The 19,815-nt window shown below is 52.6% G+C and carries 17 protein-coding genes; 6 read left to right on the top strand and 11 right to left on the bottom strand.

Features of this window, described 5'->3' with window-relative positions; translation table 11 throughout:
* Window positions 1–62 precede the first annotated feature (62 nt).
* Window positions 63–2,213 (bottom strand): pyruvate/proton symporter BtsT, encoded by a 2,151-nt coding sequence (gene btsT, locus HV041_RS17090; RefSeq protein ID WP_121585445.1) that lies wholly within the window; start codon window positions 2,211–2,213, stop codon window positions 63–65.
* A gap of 355 nt (window positions 2,214–2,568) precedes the next feature.
* Here btsT and tsr point away from each other — a divergent pair, with 355 nt between their 5' ends.
* Window positions 2,569–4,230 carry a methyl-accepting chemotaxis protein gene (gene tsr / locus HV041_RS17085; RefSeq protein WP_048212794.1) on the top strand — a complete coding sequence of 554 codons (1,662 nt, stop codon included), beginning with the start codon at window positions 2,569–2,571 and terminating at the stop codon, window positions 4,228–4,230.
* 85 nt (window positions 4,231–4,315) lie between these two features.
* Here tsr and HV041_RS17080 read toward each other — a convergent pair whose 3' ends face one another.
* From HV041_RS17080 to HV041_RS17070, 3 genes are all read right to left on the bottom strand, one after another.
* Complete coding sequence (locus tag HV041_RS17080; RefSeq protein ID WP_121585446.1) at window positions 4,316–4,831, bottom strand: GNAT family N-acetyltransferase; 516 nt, start codon at window positions 4,829–4,831, stop codon at window positions 4,316–4,318.
* Between the two features lie 52 nt (window positions 4,832–4,883).
* Window positions 4,884–6,245 carry an MFS transporter gene (locus HV041_RS17075; RefSeq protein WP_061067180.1) on the bottom strand — a complete coding sequence of 454 codons (1,362 nt, stop codon included), beginning with the start codon at window positions 6,243–6,245 and terminating at the stop codon, window positions 4,884–4,886.
* Between the two features lie 213 nt (window positions 6,246–6,458).
* A complete protein-coding gene (locus tag HV041_RS17070; RefSeq protein ID WP_003019148.1) occupies window positions 6,459–7,373 on the bottom strand; it encodes a GntR family transcriptional regulator in 915 nt (304 codons plus the stop codon).
* 137 nt (window positions 7,374–7,510) lie between these two features.
* Between HV041_RS17070 and HV041_RS17065 the strand changes: the two genes are divergently transcribed.
* On the top strand, window positions 7,511–8,533 hold the full coding sequence (locus HV041_RS17065; protein ID WP_048212792.1) for a zinc-binding alcohol dehydrogenase family protein: 1,023 nt from the start codon (window positions 7,511–7,513) through the stop codon (window positions 8,531–8,533).
* A 13-nt stretch (window positions 8,534–8,546) separates the two neighbouring features.
* A complete protein-coding gene (locus tag HV041_RS17060; RefSeq protein ID WP_121585447.1) occupies window positions 8,547–9,992 on the top strand; it encodes a tagaturonate reductase in 1,446 nt (481 codons plus the stop codon).
* Between the two features lie 43 nt (window positions 9,993–10,035).
* Here the strand turns inward: HV041_RS17060 and opgB are convergent, their stop codons facing one another.
* The 6 genes from opgB to HV041_RS17030 form a co-directional block, all read right to left on the bottom strand.
* Window positions 10,036–12,327, bottom strand: coding sequence for a phosphatidylglycerol--membrane-oligosaccharide glycerophosphotransferase (gene opgB, locus HV041_RS17055; protein ID WP_121585448.1), 2,292 nt, complete (start codon window positions 12,325–12,327; stop codon window positions 10,036–10,038).
* Between the two features lie 240 nt (window positions 12,328–12,567).
* Complete coding sequence (locus tag HV041_RS17050; RefSeq protein WP_048212789.1) at window positions 12,568–13,059, bottom strand: DUF2501 domain-containing protein; 492 nt, start codon at window positions 13,057–13,059, stop codon at window positions 12,568–12,570.
* Between the two features lie 69 nt (window positions 13,060–13,128).
* The gene (gene dnaC, locus HV041_RS17045; RefSeq protein WP_003019133.1) at window positions 13,129–13,866 is read right to left on the bottom strand and encodes a DNA replication protein DnaC; all 738 of its coding nucleotides are present in this window, start codon (window positions 13,864–13,866) and stop codon (window positions 13,129–13,131) included.
* A gap of 2 nt (window positions 13,867–13,868) precedes the next feature.
* Complete coding sequence (gene dnaT / locus HV041_RS17040) at window positions 13,869–14,408, bottom strand: primosomal protein DnaT (RefSeq protein ID WP_048212788.1); 540 nt, start codon at window positions 14,406–14,408, stop codon at window positions 13,869–13,871.
* 120 nt (window positions 14,409–14,528) lie between these two features.
* Window positions 14,529–15,002, bottom strand: coding sequence for a threonine/serine exporter (locus HV041_RS17035; RefSeq protein WP_048212787.1), 474 nt, complete (start codon window positions 15,000–15,002; stop codon window positions 14,529–14,531).
* A complete protein-coding gene (locus HV041_RS17030; RefSeq protein ID WP_048212786.1) occupies window positions 14,993–15,769 on the bottom strand; it encodes a threonine/serine exporter ThrE family protein in 777 nt (258 codons plus the stop codon). The genes HV041_RS17035 and HV041_RS17030 overlap by 10 nt, the downstream gene beginning before the upstream one ends.
* Window positions 15,770–16,212: 443 nt before the next feature.
* Here HV041_RS17030 and HV041_RS17025 point away from each other — a divergent pair, with 443 nt between their 5' ends.
* Together HV041_RS17025 and bglJ are read left to right on the top strand one after the other, a co-directional pair.
* Window positions 16,213–16,938: a response regulator transcription factor gene (locus HV041_RS17025; protein WP_061067185.1), complete on the top strand. Its 726-nt coding sequence runs from the start codon at window positions 16,213–16,215 to the stop codon at window positions 16,936–16,938.
* Window positions 16,899–17,588: a DNA-binding transcriptional activator BglJ gene (bglJ, locus tag HV041_RS17020; protein ID WP_048212784.1), complete on the top strand. Its 690-nt coding sequence runs from the start codon at window positions 16,899–16,901 to the stop codon at window positions 17,586–17,588. Before HV041_RS17025 ends, bglJ begins: the two co-directional genes overlap by 40 nt.
* 45 nt (window positions 17,589–17,633) lie before the next feature.
* Here the strand turns inward: bglJ and HV041_RS17015 are convergent, their stop codons facing one another.
* Complete coding sequence (locus HV041_RS17015; protein ID WP_116360623.1) at window positions 17,634–18,092, bottom strand: YbaK/EbsC family protein; 459 nt, start codon at window positions 18,090–18,092, stop codon at window positions 17,634–17,636.
* 365 nt (window positions 18,093–18,457) lie between these two features.
* Here HV041_RS17015 and HV041_RS17010 point away from each other — a divergent pair, with 365 nt between their 5' ends.
* Window positions 18,458–19,801 carry a PTS sugar transporter subunit IIC gene (locus HV041_RS17010; RefSeq protein WP_121585449.1) on the top strand — a complete coding sequence of 448 codons (1,344 nt, stop codon included), beginning with the start codon at window positions 18,458–18,460 and terminating at the stop codon, window positions 19,799–19,801.
* The last annotated feature ends 14 nt before the right edge of the window (window positions 19,802–19,815 follow it).

Genomic DNA, 19,815 nt, shown 5'->3' with positions numbered 1-19,815 from the left:
CAATTACGCCTGCGGCACTAAGTGATCCAGGCCGGGAGCGCAGCGCGCCACCCGGCTTCAGGTTAGTGGTGTGAAGAGGTCTTCACGCCGCCTTCCGGTACCGGTACATACGGCGTCTCTTTATCAGAGCGACCGTCGATGGCGCGGGCTTTCTGCCAGGTACGGAACCCGTAGAAAATGATGCTGTACACCACCACCAGGAACAGAATACTCAAGCCTGCGTTGGTGTAGTTGTTGACGACGATGTGGTTCATGTTGGCAATCTGCTGAGCGGTCAGTTCGCCGCCGTTAGCAATCTTCTCTTTGTACTGATTCGCCATGAAGAAGAAGCCTTCCATCTGCGGGTTGGTGCTGAACAGTTTCAGACCCAGCGCCCAGGTGGTGCAGATAAGCAGCCATACTGCCGGAACAACGGTAACCCAGATGTATTTGGTGCGCTGCATTTTAACCAGTACCACGGTGCCCAGAACCAGCGCCACGGCAGCCAGCATCTGGTTAGAGATACCGAACAGCGGCCACAGGCTCTTAACGCCGCCCAGCGGGTCAACCACGCCTTGATACAGCAGGTAACCCCACAGACCTACGCAGCCCGCAGTACCAATGATACCCGCAACCAGAGAGTCGGTTTTCTTCAGGAATGGGACGAAGTTACCCAGTAAATCCTGCAGCATAAAGCGGCCAGAACGGGTACCCGCATCCAGTGCGGTCAGGATGAACAGTGCTTCGAACAGGATACCGAAGTGGTACCAGAAGCCCATGTCAGCCATCGGCAGCACTTTGTGGAACACGTGGGCGATACCCACAGCCAGCGTCGGTGCGCCACCTGCGCGGTTCAGAACGGACGGCTCACCGATGTCTTTCGCGGTTTGCAGGATCTGCTCAGGCGAAATCACGAAGCCCCAGGAACTGACGGTTGCCGCCGCGTGTGCGGTGACGTCTTTCAACTGCGCCATAATCAGCGGCGCGTTCTCGCCACCCATTTCATGCAGGTTCGGCATGGTGATGCCAAGGCCCGCAGGCGGGGTGTTCATTGCGAAGTACAGACCCGGTTCGATGATGGACGCAGCAACCAGCGCCATAATCGCCACGAAGGATTCCATCAGCATCGCGCCGTAACCAATGAAACGCGCGTCGGTTTCACAGGCCAGCAGCTTCGGTGTAGTACCTGAAGCGATCAGCGCGTGGAAGCCAGATACCGCACCACACGCGATGGTGATGAACAGGAACGGGAACAGTGCGCCTTTCCACAGCGGGCCAGTACCATCAACGTACTGGGTCATCGCCGGCATTTTCAGTTCCGGGTTGAGAATAACAATCCCCACCGCCAGACCGACGATAACGCCGATTTTCAGGAAGGTCGCCAGATAGTCGCGCGGGGCGAGGATCAGCCATACCGGCAGCAGCGCAGAGATAAACGCGTAACCGATCAGGGTAAAGGTAATGGTGGTGTCTTTAAAGGTCAGCGCCGGGCCCCAGTACGGGTCGTGCGCAATCACGCCGCCGAAGTAGATGGAGGCAACCAGCAACACAATACCAATCACCGACACTTCGCCCACGCGTCCTGGGCGCAGGAATCGCATGTAGATCCCCATGAACAGCGCGATAGGTACGGTTGAGCAGACGGTGAACACACCCCACGGGCTTTCAGCCAGTGCTTTCACCACGATCAACGCCAGTACCGCGAGGATGATGATCATGATTAAGAAGCAGCCAAACAGCGCAATGGTTCCCGGCACCGGGCCCATCTCTTCTTTGATCATCTCACCCAGAGAGGCGCCGTTACGGCGAGAAGAGATAAACAGCACCATGAAGTCCTGCACCGCACCGGCCAACACTACGCCAGCCAGCAGCCACAGCGTACCGGGCAGGTAGCCCATCTGCGCGGCCAGTACCGGCCCAACCAGCGGACCCGCACCGGCGATAGCGGCAAAGTGGTGACCAAACAATACGTTACGGTTGGTTGGAACGTAGTTCAGACCATCATTGTTGATGACCGCCGGCGTGGCGCGCGTCGGGTCAAGTTTCATCACCTTTTGGGCGATGTAGAGACTGTAGTAACGATAGGCCACCAGATAAACGGAGACAGAGGCGACCACGATCCACAGGGCGCTGATGTGTTCACCCCGACGTAATGCCACTACCGAGAGGCAGAATGCACCGATGATTCCGAGAATGACCCAGGGTATGTGCTTGAATATCTTTTTCGTATCCATAGTAAAACCTAATAATTGGCCGAGGCCGCTGGGGGGTTGATTGTGTGTTTGAGGAGATAAGTTGACTGCTATGTTAGGAGGATCTTGCCAGAGAGTTACGCGCGTAAAGTAAGGTAAATAAGTGAGTGGTTGTATGTCAGCTTAAGCGGTCCCAAGTGTCAGTGAGCGGTTCCTGGTGCCGGTGAGTGGGGATAATTATGTGATTGAGATCACTGATAAACGCCTTTAGATCCTGGGCTGACTGCGGGGATCGACGAATCGTCGATGCTGAGATCGATTCAGTTAGCACGAATTCCATAAAGTTTTCCCTTTCCAGGCCGAAAATTCTGACATCTGTCTAGCGGAAAGAGAAAACATGTTAAAACGAATGAAGATTGTTACCAGCTTACTGCTGGTATTGGCGCTATTTGGCGTTTTACAACTGGCCTCGGGCGGGTTGTTCTTTAACTCACTGAAGAATGACAAAGAGAACTTTACCGTTCTGCAAACCATTCGCCAGCAGCAGTCTGCGCTGAATGCCACCTGGGTTGAACTGCTGCAAACGCGAAACACCCTTAACCGGGCGGGTATTCGCTACATGATGGATCAGAACAATATCGGCAGCGGTGCGACCGTTGCTGAACTGATGCAGGTAGCGAGCACGGCGCTGAAACTGACGGAAAAAAACTGGGCGGTTTATGAATCTCTCCCGCGTGACCCGCGTCAAAGTGAAGCCGCTTTCCAGGAGATCAACCGCACCTATGACATCTATCATGGTGCGCTGGCGGAGCTGATCCAACTGTTGGGTGAAGGGAAGATCAACGCATTCTTTGATCAACCGACGCAAAGCTATCAGGATGGTTTTGAGAAGCAGTATGTCAATTACATGCAGCAGAATGACCGTCTGTATGACATTGCGGTTGAAGATAACAACAGCTCTTACAGCCAGGCGATGTGGGTACTGGCGTGCGTGCTGATTACCGTGCTGGCGGCGATTGTTGCGGTCTGGTTCGGCATCAAACTTTCTCTTATCTCTCCGATGAACCGTCTGATTGACAGCATTCGCCATATCGCCAGCGGCGATCTGGTAAAGCGCATTGATGTAGAAGGGTCCAACGAGATTGGGCAATTGGCAGAAAGCCTGCGTCATATGCAGGGTGAACTGATGAACACCGTGGGTGATGTGCGTAATGGTGCTAACGCTATCTATAGCGGTGCCAGCGAGATTGCGATGGGTAACAACGATCTCTCTTCACGCACTGAGCAACAGGCGGCTTCTCTGGAAGAAACTGCGGCCAGCATGGAACAGCTGACGGCGACCGTGAAGCAGAACGCCGAAAACGCCCGTCAGGCCAGCCATCTGGCGCTGAGTGCCTCAGAAACGGCGCAGAAAGGCGGCAAAGTGGTGGATAACGTAGTGCAAACTATGCGTGATATCGCTTCCAGTTCGCAGAAAATCGCCGACATTATTAGCGTCATCGACGGCATTGCCTTCCAGACCAACATTTTGGCACTCAACGCCGCGGTAGAAGCCGCACGTGCGGGTGAGCAGGGCCGTGGATTTGCGGTGGTTGCGGGTGAAGTGCGTAACCTGGCCCAGCGTAGTGCGCAGGCCGCGCGCGAGATTAAGAGCCTGATTGAAGACTCGGTCAGCCGCGTGGATGTCGGTTCAACGCTGGTTGAAAGCGCCGGTGAAACCATGGATGAGATCGTCAATGCGGTGACCCGCGTGACCGATATCATGGGTGAAATCGCCTCCGCTTCTGACGAGCAGAGCCGCGGGATCGACCAGGTCGGTCTGGCCGTCGCCGAGATGGATCGCGTGACGCAGCAGAACGCCTCGCTGGTGGAAGAATCCGCCGCCGCAGCAGCAGCGCTGGAAGAACAGGCCAGCCGTTTGACTCAGGCCGTTGCGGTGTTCCGTATTCAGCATGACCAGCAGCGCGCGCGTGACGTTGCCGCTGCAAAGCCGGTGTCCACGGTCCAGCCGCGTAAAGCCGCGGTAGCGGATGCCGGGGATAACTGGGAAACGTTCTAAGACTGTGATGCCGGATGGCGCTATCGCTTATCCGGCCTACGGGAAAGTTATGTCGACCCGATAAGGCGTAGCCGCCATAGGGCAATTAGCGCAACATCAGGCGCATGGCGCAGCGTGATTCATATGCCAGGCCATGCGCCGCTTCCTCTTCTCTTTTCTGGCGCAACTTTGCAGGAAGTGTCTCGTCAGCCAGCAGTTCAAAACCCAGTCGCGCGTACAATGGCGCATTCCACGGCACATCGCGGAAGGTGGTCAGCGTAAGCGACGTATAACCTTTTGCGCGCGCCTGTTCGGCAACATAGTCAAGCAATCTGCGGCCAATGCCTTTTCCCTGCAACGCCTGATGCAGCGACAGTTCCGCAATAAACAGCGATGAATCCAGCGTTTCGGCGACTAAAAAGCCGACCGGATGCTCATCGGCCTGCGCCAGCCAGCTCAAGCCAGCGGCGGCAAATGCCTGATGCTGAGCAACTGATATAATCTGGTCGTCAGCAATCCACGCCAGTTCCGGGATCTGTAAAAAACGTTGGCTCGCCGATCGTTCGATGGCGGGAAGCGCGGCAGTGTCTGCCAGAGTAGTAGCGCGTAAGATGATGTTCATTTGTCGAGCATAACATGCCCGATAAGCGCGGTGTTATCGGGCATTGTGAGGATTAATCTTTACGCGGATCGCTGATGGGCTGGCGCACCAGGAAGATGTAGGCGAGAGCGCCCACCATGGTGACGCAGCCGCAGATGATCAGCGCCAGACGGAAAGAGTTGGTGGTATCAACAATAAATCCGGTGACGATCGGGGCGAATGACGCGCAGATGAAGCTGGCGAAGTTCTGGATGCTTCCCACGGAGGCGGTCATGCGTGAAGCCACCGCAACATGGATCAGACCCCAACAGGACGTTCCGGCGAAGTGGATGCAGAACAGCGCCATGCCGATCAGTAACACCGCGGCCATCGACGTTGTGGCCTGCGGGACCACGAAGGTGAAGGCCGCAGAACAGAACATCCCGGCAATAATACAAATCTTACGACTCTTAATCGGCGCCATACCGCCTTTCACCAGCCAGTCGGTGACAAAACCGTTGATCAACATGCCGGCTGCGCCAAACAGGAACGGGATCGCCGCCATTAATCCGGTGCTTTTTAAATCCAGGTTATAGGAGGTTTGCAGGTAGCCCGGCAGCCAGGCCAGATATAACCATGCGGTGTAGTTGATGCCGCTAAAGCCCAGCATCATGCCCCACATCGTGCGATTACGAAACAGGCTGCGCCATTCAGCAAAGCTCAGGGGATCGCGGCGGGCATTAACGCTACCGGCGTTCAGGTACGCCTGTTCGGTGGCGCTCAACTCAATTTGCTCGCGGTTGCGATACAGCATGTACCAGCCGATGGCGAGGAAAATACCCAGCACGCCGATGGTAATAAACATCCAGCGCCAGCCCATTACCAGCATCATGGCAGCCAGAATCGGCGGGCTAATGGCCACACCGATGGTGGAAGCGGCGTTGAATAACCCCATCGGGCGACCGCGCTCTTTGATGTTAAACCAGTCGTTGATGACCTTTACGCCGCACGGGTTCATCGGCGCTTCGCCGATCCCCATCCCGATACGCACCAGCACAAACTGAGTGAAGCTGTGTACCATGCCGGACATCGCCTGAAACAGCGACCAGAAGAACATCCCCAGTCCGAGCATAATGCGCGGACCTTTGCGATCCAGCAGCGGGCCGCAGGGGAGCTGGGCAATACCGTAAGCGAGAGAAAAAACCGACAGCAGCACGCCGATTTGCGTGGCGCTCAGCCCCAGTTCTTCACGAATCGTTAAGTTAGCGACCGACAGAGAACTGCGGTCGAGATAATTAATTACCGCAGCAAGAAATAATAAAATCATTGCCGTGGTCTGAATACGTTTTATTCGGCTACTGCGTTGCACCATGCCTTCAGGCGGAACATTAATATCCGCAGATGACGACGTGCCAAACGAAGAACTCGGGTCGAGGGTAATATTATTTTTTTCCACGCCGGACTCCTGAACCTCAATAATTTATTATTCACACAGCCGGGCTGTGCAGTATTGAAAAAATACCAGTGATGAAACAATTTACTCATCACCGCTCACAAAATTTTTTAATGCAGTCGACTTAGCGTGAGCATAGGCAAGAGGTATTTTTCCGGCGTTTTTATTTTTATAAAATCGTGCTCCCGGTAATAGTTTGCTGTTTTTTATCGGTACTTAATGTGCTGCGCTATGACTTTGGTTGATGGAGCGAATCATCGATTGTTTGGCTGAATTCAAATGGTTACACAGCGCCAGAGTGGCATCCAGGTCGCTGCGGCAAATCAGCGCGCTGAGGATGGTCATATGCTCATCGATGGCAATGATGTTGCGCTGCTTAAGGTCGCTTTCGTCCCATTGATAGTGGAAGTGGAAAATCACGGAGATGATTTCAAGTGATTGATTGAAAAATATATTATCGGCAGCAGAGAGCAGTAAAGCATGAAACTCGCGGTCTAACTGCGAGAACATACGAAAGCTGCTGCCGATGCTGTCGCGCAGGATCCGGTGGCGCTCGAGTAGCGTTTTTGCCTGCAGCCAGCGTGGGTCATCGTCGGGCAGATTGAGAAAATGCTGCAGGGAATGGGTTTCCAGCATTTCTCGCAGTTCAAACAGCTGCTCGGCGTAGGCCTGATCGAACTGCTTCATGCTCCACTGACCGCGTTTTTCGTTTTTTATCAGGTTGTAACGTTCGAATTTTAAAAGATATTCCCGTACCACTACCGGGCTTACCCCCGCGGCTCTGGCAAGCTGCAGTTCGGAGAAACTCTCGCCCGCGCGCAGCTGGCGCTGGTTGATCATGGTGAAAAACGCCTGCTCAAAAATCCGGTTTTGCTCGGTCATGGAGGCGGTGGTGCAGGCAAAACCGTCGTCATGGTCAGGTTTACGCACGATGACATAGTGGCTACCGACCTGGGTCAGCACCCCGCATTCGCCTAAGTGGCTCAGCATATGGCGCACGGTGGTGCGGCTGATGTTGTACATCTCCGCCAGCGCGCTTTGCGAAGGAAGTGGGGAAGGGATATGACCCCGCGCCATATCATCGATTATCTGGTTAATCACGTTGTGGCGTAAGTTTTGTGAACGGCTCATGGCTTCTCCTTTTTGGCTATTAAAACCCGATTTAAAACATTTTTATGCGCTGGAATTCACAGATTGTGTTTCTGCTTTCTCCGGCTTTTTTATTTTCGTTGATATCTGAGGCAACAGAAAAAAAGGAGAGCAGAATCATGTCTACGATGAATACGTTGATTTGCCAGGAACCTAAAAAATTAGTCTGGAAAGAGCGCGAAATACCTATTCCGGGTGAGGGTGAAGCACTCATTAAAATTAAGTCGGTAGGAATTTGTGGTACCGATATTCATGCCTGGGGCGGCAATCAACCTTTTTTCAGTTACCCACGAGTGTTAGGTCATGAAATATGTGGGGAAATTGTCGGGCTGGGAAAAAATATCCAGAATATGAAAAATGGACAGCAGGTGGCGGTTATTCCTTACGTGGCCTGCCAGCAGTGTCCGGCATGCCTGAGCGGGCGTACCAACTGCTGCGAGAAGATTTCGGTGATTGGCGTCCATCAGGATGGCGGTTTCAGTGAATATCTTTCTGTTCCGGTTACCAATCTGCTGGATGCGCAGGGGATTGACCCACAGGCGGCGGCGCTGATTGAGCCTTATGCCATCAGCGCGCATGCGGTACGCCGGGCGGCGGTGGCACCAGGTGAGCAGGTGCTTGTGGTTGGCGCCGGTCCGATTGGCCTGGGGGCTGCAGCGATTGCCAAAGCCGATGGCGCACAGGTGGTGGTTGCCGATACCAGTCCCGCGCGCCGGGAGCATGTGGTTTCTCGGTTGGGACTTCCGGTTATCGACCCATCCGCTGACGATTTTGATACGCAGCTGCGAAACCAGTTTGGCGGTTCGCTGGCGCAAAAGGTGATTGATGCCACGGGGAATCAGCATGCGATGAATAACACGGTGAATTTGATTCGCCATGGCGGCAGCATCGTTTTTGTTGGGTTGTTTAAAGGCGATTTGCAGTTCTCAGACCCTGAGTTCCACAAGAAAGAGACCACCATGATGGGCAGTCGCAACGCCACACCGGAAGATTTCGCCAAAGTGGGCCGCCTGATGTCGGAAGGCAAATTGACCGCCGACATGATGCTTACGCACCGTTACGCATTTGCCACACTGGCAGAAATTTACGAGCGGGATGTGATCAACAACCGTGAACTGATTAAAGGCGTGATCACGTTCTGAGAGGGAAAACAGGATGAAGACATTAAATCGACGTGATTTTCCGGGAGCCAGCTACCCAACGCGCGTGATCCAGTTTGGAGAAGGTAACTTTCTGCGGGCGTTTGTCGACTGGCAACTGGATATCCTCAACGAGCATACCAGTCTGAACGCGGGCGTGACCATCGTTCGGCCAATTAATACCGATTTTCCGCCGTCGCTGAATACCCAGGACGGGCTGTATACCACACTGATTCGCGGGCTAAACGAGCAGGGTGAGGCGGTAAGCGAGGCGCGGCTGATCCGCTCGGTAAATAACGAAATCAATCCCTATCAGGACTTCGCGGCGTATCTGGCGCTGGCGCACAATGCGGATATCCGCTTTGTGTTTTCAAATACTACCGAAGCTGGAATTAGCTATCACGCGGCAGACAGTGTGGATGATGCGCCGCCGGTGAGCTTCCCAGCCAAACTGACGCGCCTGCTGCTGGAGCGCTTTAACCACTTTGAGGGCGCGGTGGATAAGGGCTGGGTGATTATCCCGTGCGAGCTTATCGACTATAACGGTGAGGCGCTTAAAACACTGGTGCTGCAGTATGCGCAGGAATGGCAGCTTCCCCCGGCGTTTGCCGACTGGGTGGAGACGGCAAACACGTTCTGTTCCACGCTGGTCGACCGTATTGTCACCGGCTACCCGCGCGAAGAAGCCGCCGCGCTGGAAGCTACGCTTGGCTATCACGATGCGTTTCTCGATACCGCGGAGCATTTTTATCTGTTTGTTATTCAGGGGCCGCAGTGGCTGGCAGAGGAGCTGAAGCTGGCGCAGTGTCCGCTGAATATCCGTGTGGTGAGCGATATCAAACCGTACAAAGAGCGTAAGGTCGCTATTCTCAATGGGGCGCATACGGCGCTGGTGCCGGTGGCGTGGCTGTGCGGACTGGAGACCGTCGGTGAGGCGATGCAGGATGCCGATGTCCGCCGCTTTGTCGAACAGGCGATTAGCGAGGAAATCATACCGGCATTGGATCTCCCGGCGGATGAACTGCATGAATTTGCCGACGCGGTAAGCGGGCGTTTTCAGAACCCCTACATCCGTCACCAGTTGCTTTCCATTGCGCTTAACGGGATGACTAAATTCCGTACCCGAATTTTGCCGCAACTGCTGGTGGGTGAGCAAAATGGGCGCTGGCCCGTGCGGTTAACGTTTGCCCTCGCTGCGCTGCTGGCATTTTATCGTGCAGAGCGCGACGGGGAACGCTATCCAATCCAGGATGATGAACAGTGGGTAAGCCTGTATGCCAGCCTGTGGCCGCGAGTAGGTAATGATTTAACGCTGCGTGAACTGGTGGATACCGTGCTCGGCGATACGGCGCACTGGGGTGAAGATTTAACGTTGCAGCCAGGGCTTGCCGGACAGGTGACGGCTAACCTGGAGATGATTCTGGTGCAGGGTATGCGCCAGGCGGTGAACGGTCTGGAATAAGGTTGCCATGCAGCGCCCGGTGTGGTGTTGGGCGCTGTTTTTTTTATCCCTGAGCAGCCACTACTTTGATTTCAACCATCCCGATCCCCAGCTTACGCGGCGAGTGGCCGAGAATGTTGCCCTCGTTAGTGGCGACCGGATCGGGCGGGACAATCACCAGCGTATTGGCGTCCGTTGGATTATCAAAATGCAAGGTGGTCGTGCTGACCTCCTGGCTTAATACCAGCGTTTGTTCCTGGCCGCCGACGCGTACGGGAATAGGGCGATTCGCGTTGTCACCAAAAGCTTTCGCGGTGATAACCAGATCGAATTTCTTCGGTAGCGGAGTTTTGTATTCGATTTTGACTTCTTCACTCAACTGGGCGTTAGACCAGCGTCCCCAGGACTCAGGGCGTGAAATTCCGCTAAACTGTTTCACCTCTTCCGGCGCGCCCGCTACGTTGAAAATGAAGCTGTCAGCTTTGTAGCGAATATCGTTATCGACAATTTTTAGCGTATCGACGTTACCTTTATAGCGTTCGATGTCGATCACCGTGTCTTTAAATGTCGTCTTCCCTTTCCAGCTGGTTTTATCGACATGCTGCACGATCTGCTGCCCGCCCAGTTGCCCCTGTGATACGCACCAGTCGGTAGAGAGTGCCAGTTCTGGTGCCCACAGTTGCGCCATTTTGTAACAGCGGTCTATCCAGACGAAGTTATCGCGTGGGGCGAAATCCGCCAGCTGGAAGCGCAGCGGGGCTGAGTACTCACTTTCCGGCAGCGGTTCGACGCGTTGATCCGAGACCCGGAGCAGCAGCGGCAGACGGAAATGGCTCCCTGAGAAAGAGATCATCTCTTTGTCCCGATCGATGGTGAATGCTTTCATCTCTTTCGGGAAATTCCACAAACGGATGATATTGGGCTTCCACGCCAGCATTTTCTCTTTGATGTTCAGGAACACTTCCGATACGGATTCGCTAGACAGGCTGCTGCGTCCAAGGCCGATAAAGTTATCGCCGCCGAGAATATCCAGTACCGTTGCGCCGTTATCCATGGTGTTACGCTTCACCGCCAGCGTATCCTGCTGTGGCTGGTCGCCGCGCAGCACGAAGAACAGGTTGTTGCGATCCTGCTTGTTCAGGTACTTCCATGCGGTGTTGTTCATCGCCAGATGATCGGAAGATACCACGATCACGGTGTCTTTGAACCACGGTGATGCTTTGATTTTATTGATAAATTCGGCGATATTTTCCTGGCTGCAGCTGACCGCGCTGAACGACTGGTTGGCCTTCCCGTCGATGTCATAACGTTTACGGTTGCAGCTACGTGAGATAAATCCATCCGGATGATGGGTATCCACGGTCAGGGTAAACAGTGAAAAACGCTGGCCCGAGCGCGAAAGCTCTTCGAATTTTTTCCATGCTTCGTCCAGCACGGTATCGTCGTAGAAGCCCCAGTCGTTACGATAGGCCGGGTCCGCCACCACGCTTTTTAACTCTTGTGCACCGTACAGATGGTCAAAGCCGTGAGATTTCAGGAACACGTCTTTGCCGGCAAAGCGCAGGTTGGCACCCTGCACAAAGTAGTTCTGATAGCCGGAGTTTTTCAGGATATCGCCCAGACAGATATTGTTAGGGAAGAAACTTGAGACCGACGCCGAGGCGTTGCCTTCAAATGGTGCAAACAGCGGAATACCGCACTGGGAGGCGACCATCCCGGCGATGGTGTAATCGGTACCCGGAAGCTGCATGGTATTGCTGAAATCCAGACCTTCATTTTTTAACGCGCCGAGTTCCGGGGTCAGATCCGGGAATGCGTCGTTGTTAAAATAGGTGCGCTCCAGACTTTCGCCGTAGATATAAACCAGGTTCAGCTTCGGATTGGGGATCGTTTTTGATGGCTCTTTGTAATAGGCCGCAAAATCGGGATCGCCATCGCGTGACTGGGATTTAACCAGTTCAGTTATCTGGTGGAACGCCGGGCTGGCATCAACAGAAGCCAGCGCCAGCAGCAGGGCCAGCAGACTGTAACCCACATGATGCGGATGATGGCGACGGCGACGCAGTATCCAACCCAGCGTGACAAAAACGGTGGTCAGCGCCAGGGCTATCCCAACGCCCGGCAGGATATATTTTCCAATCCCCGCGCCGGTCAGGCTGTTGGTCAGGGTGTACAGGACCGCATCGTTGATGCCGTCACCCGTGAAATAGTCACTGGCATACAGCGTGATGTTTAAGACAATAAAGATCCCCAGCACCGTTAACGTGGCGGCAAACCACCAGGTGTTGCGACCCGCTTTCCAGGCGTAAATCAGCACTGAAGCGAGAAACAAAGTGATGGAGATGAATTCTGACAACGGTCGATCCTCAGTAAACCCGGCACACGCCTGGCAGGCTAATCATTTCTGGACAGTACAATGTAATAGCGTTGTTATATTGCTGCAATTGTAGTGACATTTAATTACGTTGTTATTCAGAATTGGTTTAGATATGCGGGTTTTTGCGGGCAATCACTCCGCATTTGGTAGGTAAATATCTTCGTGGGATTGATTGCTGCCGCGCCGGTGGTGAAATGGCCGGGCGCGGCATTTGTGGCATCAGGAAATGAAGTTCATCCCCTGTTTTAACACCAGATCGCAGGCCTTGGTTTTAACTTTCTGCGCCAGGGAGCTGTTACCGATGGTGTTCAGGTCCAACTGTTGACCATCTTTGGCGTTGAGCAGACCCTGAATACCGTCCATATAGTTGGTATCTTGTTTCTGTTCAGGCGCGCTGAGGCCCAGTTTATCCAGCACCTGGTTTTTGACGTTTTGCGTGTCGGTGACCGAGGCCAGCTTCTGTTTCGCGCAATATTCCAGGATCCCGGCGGCGTTATTCATGCTGCTGGAGGTCAACGACTGATTGCTGCCATTCAGCAGGCTGGTCAGGGAAGAGAGCGATGAGCTGCTTTGTGAGCCGGAGCTTTGTTTGCTCAGCTCACTGGCCGCGCTGGAGAGCGAATCCTGCCAGGAGGCGGCGAAAACGCTGGTGGAGATGAGCGTGCCGGCGGCAAGCGCACAGCACAGCAGACGTTTGGTAGTTTTCATCATTATATGCAACTCGTGTTATGCCTTTCAGCGCAGTATAGCGCTGGCAGTCTTAGGAGTGGTCCTAATACGTTAATACTCTTTACCGGTTACCCGACTACGGTAGCTTTCCCAGTTAAAGATAACCCACAGGCTATTGCCAAGGCGCATACGGTCCATTACGCGCTCACCCAGCAGTTTGTTCATTTCATCCATATTGCTGTTAGTTAACATGCCGGTTGGACGTTTAGACGACGAACGGCGATCGACGATCTGGTTGATGATCACTTTCTCGTAGCGGGATTCTGTCTGCATGCCGATCTCGTCGATCACCAGCAGATCCACATTACTCAGATCGTTGAGCAACTGTTCTTCGCTGGTTTCACGATTGCTGAACGTTTCTTTCATCGCCGACATGATATCGGCGACGGTAATAATCAGTACCGACTTGCCGCGCAGCAGCAGTTCGTTGCAGATGGCGGCGGCCAGATGGTTTTTACCCGTGCCGGGTTTGCCAGAGAAGATAAAACTGGCGATGTTGCCGTCAAACTCTTCAACGTACTGGCGAGCTTTGCTCAGGGCATTCATCTGACCTTCGCACTCAACCCGATAGTTTTCGAACGAACAGTTCTGATGCAGCGGACGGATACCGGAACGGTTGAATGTACGCTGCATTTTCATGGCCCGGTTTTCGCGGGCCAGCGCGGCGGCGCGAATTTCACCTTGCTCTTTTTGCCATGCCAGCAGTTCTTCACCTGTTTTGAAGGCTGGCTCAACATTGGGTGGCATCATTTTTTGCAAACGTTTCATCAGGTCGCCAACGTTTTTCATCGTTATCCTCTAAAACCCGGTGGAATGTGGCTGTCAGGTTCACTGACGCTGTTCACATCGCGCTTTGGCATTCCGCCATTGCTGGCCCGTCCAATCTGAATGCTGCGCGCCAGTTTTTGCTGCCACTGAATATGGTGAAAGACTTTGCCTTCGGCTTGCCAGTAGGCAACAAATGAAGCCAGTTCCTCGGCGGTGACGGGCTCTCTTAACGCCACGCCCCACAAGGCGGCCTGACGCTGGAAGTCAGCATCTGGCTGCCAGTCAGCGTACATAGCAAATTTACCCATTGGCACGGCAACCGGTACCGCTTGCGGCTCTTCATAAAATTGGGCATCTAATGTTACATCGCTTCCCGGGCGTGACAGCTTCTCCTCAAGTGCCAGCAACTCTGCCAGCCGTGCAGGCGTCACCGCGTAAAACGCTGGCGCGTTGTTGGCGAATACGGCTACGGCACCGCCCGCAGACCTGGCCAGCACAGTTTGGTGATCGTGTAGTAAGGCGTCAATGCTCGTGACGTCCGGCGTCAAAATTTTGCAGGGCATAATGTTTCTCAATACTGAACAACAACCGAGAAGGAACTGCTTTTATAGTAACACAGAGAGAGGAGAGCAGCAGATGAGGGAAGGTTCCCCCATCTGCAAAGGGGTAAACAGGTTCATTCGTTATACGCGCGGACGTTTGCGATACAGCCATAATCCTGGCACGGAAAGTCCAATTGAGAGTGCGCCCACAATCGATGAGGCTTTAAGAAAATTGGTCAGCAGGGTGATCATCAGCGCTTCGCTATAACCGAAATGACCGATCTTTACGGCGGATATCATGGCGGTGTAGGCGGAGATCCCCGGAAACATAGGGATCACTGCCGCAACGGTGAAGACTTTCGGATGCGCCAGATACCAGCGCGACCACTGGATCCCAATGCAGCCGACCAGCAGCGAGGCCATAAAGGTGGACCATTCGATATTAAACCCTGCAGTCATCATGACCATCCGTGAACCGTGCCCAAGCGCGCCGAGTAACGCACACCAGGGGAGTGCCCGATGCGGTACGTTAAATACCATAGCAAAGCCAAGCGCCGGGATCGCCGACAGGATCATGTCCTGCATCAGCGCCAAAATGAAATCGATCACGCCCATCCGCGCAGCCCCCATAAGGTCATCGACACGATCACGCCAATACAGGTCGCCAGCGTAAGCAGACTGGCAATCGCCCAGCGAGCGAGCCCGGTATTAATGTGCCCTTTAAACATATCCGCAACCGAATTGATTAACGGAAAACCGGGGACCAATAACAGTACGCTGGCGGCCATGGCTACGGTAGGCGTGTGATTAAACGTCGGTAGCGTAAGCAGCAGGCCGGATATGGTGGTCGCGACAAAAGCGGTAATACAAAAGTTGATTTGTGGATGCAAATGCCGGGAAGCCAGGATCTGGCGAATGTACATGGCGATCATGCTGGCGAAAAAGGTGATCATCGCGCCATCCCAGCCGCCGTTATTGAGTTTACAAAAGCAGGCGCAGGACAATCCTACCATGAAAGCAACCAGCCATCTGGGATAGCGTAGCGGTTTGATTTGGTTAAACCGTTTCTCTACCCCTTTTTCATCCAACAGATTATGCTCTGCCAAAATAACGATGTGTTGCACTTCCGTCACGACGTGCATGTTGATGCCACGATCCTGATTTTTTCGGGTCGATGTCAGGCATTGTCCGTCTTTGATCGTCGTCAGGACGATGGCATTCGATGATATGGCACTTTCTACACTGTCCATCCCAAGCGCCAGACCCAGGCGGGTGGAGAGTTCATCGACCAACGCGCTTTCTGCGCCATGTTGCAGTAAAAAAAGCCCGCATTGTATACATAACCGTGTAACCGTTCTTTGTGACGACTGCTCTGTTTGCATAGCTCGCTCTGACTAAAAGATGCTCTCTTAATGAAGAATATCTTCTTTTTATCATGAAGCGTGAGTCGGTTGGCTCTGGATAAGATCAATTTTTGTGTTGAAAAAAGAAACAGGTCACTTGGTGGTTGTAGGAAATCGTATCGTGGGACACACTCCTGAACCAGGGCTAAATTTTTCGAGATGAACAGTAATTACGTAAGGAATGCTAATAATTTAATGTAGTTATTTTAATTGTACAATGAATGTACATGTGCGTGATTATGGCATGATAAATTTATAGTGTGATGCTATTGGGAACGTAGCATTGCCATTTTCTATTTAGAATAAGGATAAATAATTCATCCTGTCTATTGTTTAACGCATGTCTATTTATTAATTATTTTATTTGATTGTAGGTGATACTTGCGCGCGCAAGATTGAAGACATGTGAATATGGAGGAGTTATGTTGCCAGGACGCTGCAAGAACGCAATTATTATTAGTAAATTACCTATCATACAAATTGGGCTTAAAGGGGTAATGCAAGCGCATTTCTCTGATTACAAACTGACCTACTGCCGCGCCGTAGAAGAACTGACATTGATGCAACTGCGACGTTCAGATCTGGTTATCGCTGATTTAACCGGAGACTGCAGTCATCCGCGTGCGGTCTGCGAACAATATTATTCTTTGTTACCTCAATATCGTGATATTCACTGGGTCTTTCTCGTTTCTCGAAATTATTATCCTGTGGCCGTTGAGATGCTGATGTGTCCAATCAGTACGCTGTTATCTGATGCTGAACCGATTGATAGTTTAGTAAATGCTATTGATGCAGGGAATGTTTATGCCGACAGAATTAGCCCGGTATTGCTCTCTCCGGTAATAGCACCAGAAAAACAGGATCATAGCGTACACTCAATTATTCTGACGCTATCTGAACGGAAAGTGTTACGGCTTCTGGGAAAGGGCTGGGGGATTAATCAGATTGCCACATTACTTAAAAAAAGTAATAAGACAATCAGCGCCCAGAAAAATAGTGCGATGCGTCGTCTGTCAATACACAGCAATGCGGAGATGTATGCCTGGATAAATAGTTCTCAAGGAGCACGAGAGTTGAATCTACCTTCAGTTTATGGAGAGACCACGGAATGGAAGACAGAAGTATCAAAAGAAATGTCGCACTGGTAGAAAAGTGTGTAATGAGCAGCGTGGGTATTTATAATTTATTTAATGCCAGACCGAACAATCAATACCAACTTCATCCCTTTTCAGGACAGCCAGCCTTAAGCCAGGCGATGTCACAGACGTCATTTTCCGCGGTTATTTTTTCACTTTCCGCGAAAAGAACCGATCGCCGCACCGGACTGGCTTATCTGACAGAGCTGGCGGTGAAACACCCTCGCATCAAGCGAGTGGTCATTGCCGATGATGATGACGAGGCGCGGCTAATTGGCTCGCTGTCACCGCTACCACTGGATGCCGTGATTAGCAAAGCATCCACGCTGAGTATGTTGCAGGAAGAATTATTTGCAGCGCTGGATTGCGCCAGAGGGGAAACAGAAGACACGAAGAAGCTCTGGTATATCAATCAATGCCGTATGCTTAGCCCAACCGAGCGCGAAATTCTGCGCTATATGTCGAATGGTTATTCGATGCTGCAGATCGCGATTGAGCTTGAGCGAAACATTAAAACGATTCGTGCGCATAAATTTAATGTGATGTCCAAACTGGGCGTTAGTTCGGATGCCGGATTACTGAATGCTGCCGATATCCTGCTGCATGTGCGCTCTGCAGAACCGTCATCTTTTCGTCGTACTGCCCCGTTATGGCGTGCTTGAGAAGATGCGTACCGGCGTAGTCATTGGCATGGAAAGGTAAATCGATCACTGGCACACATCAACCCAGGTTGCCGCAGTCAGTTCTGCTATTCTTTCTGGCGCAATGCGAACCGCGCTGTGAGTGGCTCCTGCTGCAGGGAGCACTTCTGTATAGTGTTTCAACGAGACATCACAGTACACCGATATGGGTGTCTCCAACCCGAAAGGACATACGCCTCCTACGGGATGACCTGTTGCGTTGACTACTTCATCGCTACTCAGCATGCGCGCTTTGGCGCCAAATGTATTTTTCAGTTTTTTATTATCGAGGCGAGCATCTCCTCTGGCGACGATCAGGATAATGTCGTTTTTCACCTTTAGTGACAGCGTTTTTGCTATCTGCCCTGGTTCGACATTATGGGCCTTGGCTGCCAGATCGACGGTGGCGGTGCTTTGATCTAATTCGATGATTTCAATATCTGGCGCATGTTGCGCTAAAAACTGCCGTACTGATTGTAAACTCATTCTTCTCTCCCTCTCGCTTATCCGCAGTCCTGCATAGCAGAAAACCGCCTGGCGTAATTTGTCATAGGGGCAGCGTTACTGTAAATATTTTATTGTAACAATACAGCAACATTGGCAGTTTCTCGATCACCTTCACAATCAAAGAAACCGGTTACAGTAACCGGTTGCGGAATACTGAAATGGCGATTAATACTGAAGCTGTCACTCCCTCTGTATCACATAATAAGAGCCATCTATGAAACTTAACTCAAAAAGCGGTAAGGCTGGTTTTTCTCCCGGCACGGTTGCGAAAAGTAGGAATGGGTTTTACGTGGTGGTGTTGATACCAGCACGGTTGCAGGGTTTAGCACAACGGGAGAACGGCTATGTCTACTAACCATGCTGTATTTAATGTGATTTTCCGCTTTGTTGAAAGCTACGTTAGCCCTGTCGCCGGGCGCATTTCTTCACAACGCCATGTGATGGCAATACGTGATGGTTTCATTTCGGCGATGCCGTTTATGATTGTAGGGTCTTTTCTGCTGGTTTTTGCCTATCCGCCTTTTTCGCCGGATACCACCTGGGGGTTTGCCCGCACATGGCTGGATCTGGCAAAACAATTTGAAGGCCAGATACTCACGCCGTTTGATATGACGATGGGGATCATGTCGGTCTACATATGTGCGGCTATTGCCTATAACCTGGGCAAGCACTATGTGAAGTCGCATCAGTTAGATCCGTTTATGTGCGCGATGCTGTCGATCATGGCGTTTTTGTTGATTGCCGCACCGAAAACCAAAGGTACGATGCCGGTTGATAGCCTCGGCGGTACGGGAATTTTCACTGCCATCCTGGTGGCAATTTATTGCGTTGAAATGATGCGCTTCCTGAAGGCGCACAACATCGGGATCCGCTTACCCGATCAAGTGCCGCCGATGATCAAAAACTCATTTGATCTCCTGATCCCGGTACTGGTGGTGGTGCTGACGCTGTACCCGCTGAGCCTGGTGATACAGTCGCAGTTTGATATGCTGATCCCGCAGGCCATTATGGCCATCTTTAAACCACTGGTGTCCGCAGCGGATTCTCTGCCGGCGATACTGCTGGCAGTACTGATCGGCCATCTGCTGTGGTTTGCCGGTATTCACGGTGCGGCGATTGTGTCGGGTATGCTGCAAATGTTCTGGTTGACCAACCTCGGCATGAACCAGTCGGCGCTGGCGCAGGGCGCGCCTTTACCGCATATCTTTATGGAAGCGTTCTGGACGTTCTTTATCGTCGTGGGGGGATCGGGGGCGACGATGGGGCTGGTGATTTGCTATCTGCGCAGCCGCTCGGCCCATCTACGATCGATTGGGCGTTTGAGCGTGGTCCCCAGTATTTTCAACATTAACGAGCCGGTGATTTTCGGTACGCCGATTGTCATGAATCCAGTGTTCTTTATTCCCTTCCTGCTGGCCCCAATGGTGAACGCGGTGCTGGCCTGGGCGGCGATGAAACTGGATCTAATTGGGCGGGTGATTTCAGTGGTTCCCTGGACCGCACCGGCGCCCGTTGGCGCGGCATGGGCATTAGGCTGGGATTATCGTGCGGCGATCCTGGTGGTCGTGTTGGCGCTGGTTTCTGCCATCATCTACTTCCCATTCTTTAAGGTTTATGAGAGGCAACTGTTGGCGCAGGAAAAAGAAGAAGCACAGCGGATAGAAGAGGAAAATCAGCAGGTTGCATAAAGTGTTGGCGGGGG

Origin of the sequence: Citrobacter sp. RHBSTW-00029, from assembly GCF_014104295.1 — a bacterium.
GTDB lineage: Bacteria > Pseudomonadota > Gammaproteobacteria > Enterobacterales > Enterobacteriaceae > Citrobacter > Citrobacter youngae.
The sequence above is the reverse complement of the archived record's forward strand: the minus strand, read 5'-3'. Positions and strand labels throughout refer to the sequence as shown.